Source organism: Haloferax sp. Atlit-6N (assembly GCF_003383195.1).
Taxonomy (GTDB): domain Archaea; phylum Halobacteriota; class Halobacteria; order Halobacteriales; family Haloferacaceae; genus Haloferax; species Haloferax gibbonsii.
Window position 1 is genome coordinate 1 of record NZ_QEQJ01000425.1, and the last position, 432, is coordinate 432.

Genomic DNA, 432 nt, shown 5'->3' on the forward strand with positions numbered 1-432 from the left:
TCGACGCCGGCTTCCTCGAACTCACCCGATTGGGAATCAAGCCCGCAGACGACGAGATAATTCGGAATTCGGTGACGGAGGTCGACGAGACGATCCGCGTGGATACGCCGCACGGTCCGGCGTTCTATCGGTACAACGGCGACGGCTACGGCGAGCGCGCAGTCGACGAGGAGGGCGCGCCGTGGTCGATCGAATCGAAGGGCAAAGGCCGACTCTGGCCAATCTTCACCGGCGAGCGTGGAGAGTACGAACTGCTCTACGGCCCGGACGAAGACGCGCTCGATCCCCGAAACCTCCTCGAAACGATGGCGGGCTTCGCCAACTCCGGCCGGATGCTCGCAGAGCAGGTCTGGGACCGCGAGCACAGCACGCAGTACAACTGGGCGTTCGGCGAAGGGACCGGCGCGGCGACGCCGCTGGCGTGGTCGATGG

Annotated in this window: 1 protein-coding gene; it reads left to right on the forward strand. The window is 65.5% G+C overall.

The genetic code is table 11. The features are described from left to right. Positions 1-432: glycoside hydrolase family 15 protein (locus DEQ92_RS23025; RefSeq protein ID WP_147299615.1), on the forward strand; the 432-nt coding region annotated here is incomplete at both ends.